This is a genomic window from Phyllobacterium sp. P5_D12 (genome assembly GCF_054049495.1).
Genome location: NZ_JBFUMG010000666.1, coordinates 1 through 2,204, shown reverse-complemented (window position 1 = coordinate 2,204; position 2,204 = coordinate 1). Strand labels below are relative to the sequence as shown.

General features: G+C 55.1%; 4 protein-coding genes. 3 read left to right on the top strand and 1 reads right to left on the bottom strand.

The annotated features are described in order from the left end of the window. Positions 1-290 (top strand): hypothetical protein (locus ACXJ5O_RS25000; protein ID WP_457302264.1); only part of this gene is annotated, 290 nt, incomplete at its 5' end. Positions 291-678: 388 nt separating this feature from the next. Here the strand turns inward: ACXJ5O_RS25000 and ACXJ5O_RS24995 are convergent. Then, a complete protein-coding gene (locus tag ACXJ5O_RS24995) occupies positions 679-966 on the bottom strand; it encodes a DUF1236 domain-containing protein (protein WP_457302263.1) in 288 nt (95 codons plus the stop codon). Between the two features lie 320 nt (positions 967-1,286). Here ACXJ5O_RS24995 and ACXJ5O_RS24990 point away from each other — a divergent pair, with 320 nt between their 5' ends. Both ACXJ5O_RS24990 and ACXJ5O_RS24985 read left to right on the top strand, forming a co-directional pair. After that, positions 1,287-1,682: a DUF1236 domain-containing protein gene (locus tag ACXJ5O_RS24990; protein ID WP_457302262.1), complete on the top strand. Its 396-nt coding sequence runs from the start codon at positions 1,287-1,289 to the stop codon at positions 1,680-1,682. Between the two features lie 264 nt (positions 1,683-1,946). After that, the coding region (locus ACXJ5O_RS24985; RefSeq protein ID WP_457302261.1) for a divalent metal cation transporter at positions 1,947-2,204 on the top strand (258 nt) is incomplete at its 3' end.

The following is a 2,204-nucleotide window of genomic DNA, read 5'->3' as shown; positions in this document are numbered from 1 at the left end:
GCCGAGAGGCTGACAGGGCGTGCACTCGTTATGAGAACCAGCATTGCTACGGTTTCTTCCGCACAGTGCAGATGTTATTTGTCGGTTCCATACTCGAAGCAATAGCGGTAAATTCGTGGCGTTTTCATCGTGCCATGATCGTCCAAATCAACTTGAGGACATTGTGCTTATACGTAGATGCCTTTTGGATGCCGTCAAACACCAGCACGGTGCAACCCGTCCAGGTGCACGTCGATACAAGCGAAAACGGCACAATCGGTGCGATGATAGATCACGGATATACGCTTTAGGCGTTCTGCCACCGACTAGGATGCAAATACCGGACAAAGATGGATCTGCAGATGCTGGCGGAGAAGCTCGGACGAAACCATAGCGCCATGCACAAGGACCTCGCCCCGAGGTTGAAATGCTCGGCGTGTGGATCGAAACAGTTGGGCCTGAGCGGGACGCCGTATTGACTGAGGTTGTAGCAAAGGAAGACGGCCGAACCGAGTGTAGCTCCGGCGCGCCGTCTGAAGTCAAAGGCGGGGGTTATAAGTCAGTGAGGCGCCGCTTCCCGCTCATATGGCGCGTCTTGTTAATGTGGCTTAGCCGCCCCTCTTCGGAGATTATGCGGCTAAGCCACGGCTGATAGTAGGGATCAGCCTTCCGCCACCAGAACACTCTGTGACGGGCAACTCAGTTCGACATGTAGACGATCTTGCGGTCTTTCATCGTCACAATAACCGGTTGTTTGTCCACGTATATGTAGCCGTAATCCGGACTGTCTGGGATCGGCACTACTTTCACGTCCGCTGGTACTGCAGTGCCAACCGCGATATCACCCTCGACGAGTACCGGATCGGTCGGATGAGCGATAACGTAGTCGCGGGCTGGCTGTGGAACTTCAACCACAACTGCGTCCTGCGCGTAGACGCCACCAGACACCGCAAACATCACGGCCGTGGCAAGCAAAATTCGTTTCATGATTACTCTCCCTAGTGGAATTGTTCCCTTCGGCTGCCACAACTTGTGGTCCTGAGCTTTGTTCCACCGGCGGCCATTTGCCAAAGGATTTCAGACCTTTGCCGTGTTTTGATCAGACTTTCGACCGGTCCTGAATCGGCCCAATTCCCTGCCGTCATGAGACTGAAGTCCAACCTCGGAACGGCGCACCTGCGATGACGTTTGCCTTTCAGCTTTGCCGTCCACGTAACACGAGCCGAGGGCGACGGACAGCAAAGCCGGACAAAGAAGATGTTTTTGTCTCTTCTCGCCTTGGCTCTGACTGTTGAAAGGAATTGGTTATGTACAAGAAACTGATCGTAGCTGGGGCACTGGTGCTTGGTTTTGCAACAGCTGCCTCTGCGCAGGAAGGCACCGTTAATGGCGCTGCCGGTGGCGCCGTGACCGGTGCAATCGTTGGAGGCCCCGTCGGCGCTGCTGTGGGCGGCGTTGCCGGCGCAGTTGTTGGTACCGTACTCGCTCCGCCGCCACGGAGAGTCGTTACATATGTGGAACAGCAGCCGATACCGGAAGATGAAGTCGTCGTCCGAGAGAAAGTCGTGGTTGGCAGGCCACTACCGGAGACGGTCAGGGTGATGCGCGTCCCGGATAATCCGAAATACGCATATGCCGTGGTCAACCATCAACGTGTGATCGTCGATCCTTCAAACAGGACCGTGGTTCGCGTCGTTCACTAGCAAAAGGAAATGGAAGAGCGCCCCCGGCGTTCTTCCACTTGCGTGAACTAGACAGAAGATGACCCCATGACGACTATCATTTTGAAAAGTGCCAAGAGACGTTACGGCGGTCAGCCGTCCCACCTGAGACCAGAACTTAATGCGCGGCCTCCAGGAACAGATACACCCACTGCCAGGTCGGGCGGACATTTGGCTTGTCAGGCGTATGACTTGAGACATTGCCCCGGCACAGAGTTCTCCGGCTAAAGATTTGGATATTTTTTAATGACACAGACGTCTTTCCAGCCCGCAAATTCCAATCGCGATCCCGTCGTTGACGCGGGTAAACCCAGGCTTTTGAGTGTCCTTGGTCCCGGCCTGATCACAGGTGCTGCCGATGATGATCCAAGCGGAATAGCAACTTATGCCCAGACAGGTGCCCAGTTCGGATATGCCACTGCATGGACAATGCCTTTTTGCTATCCATTGATGGCGGCAGTTCAGATCATCACGGCCCGGCTTGGACGAACGACGGGACGGGGA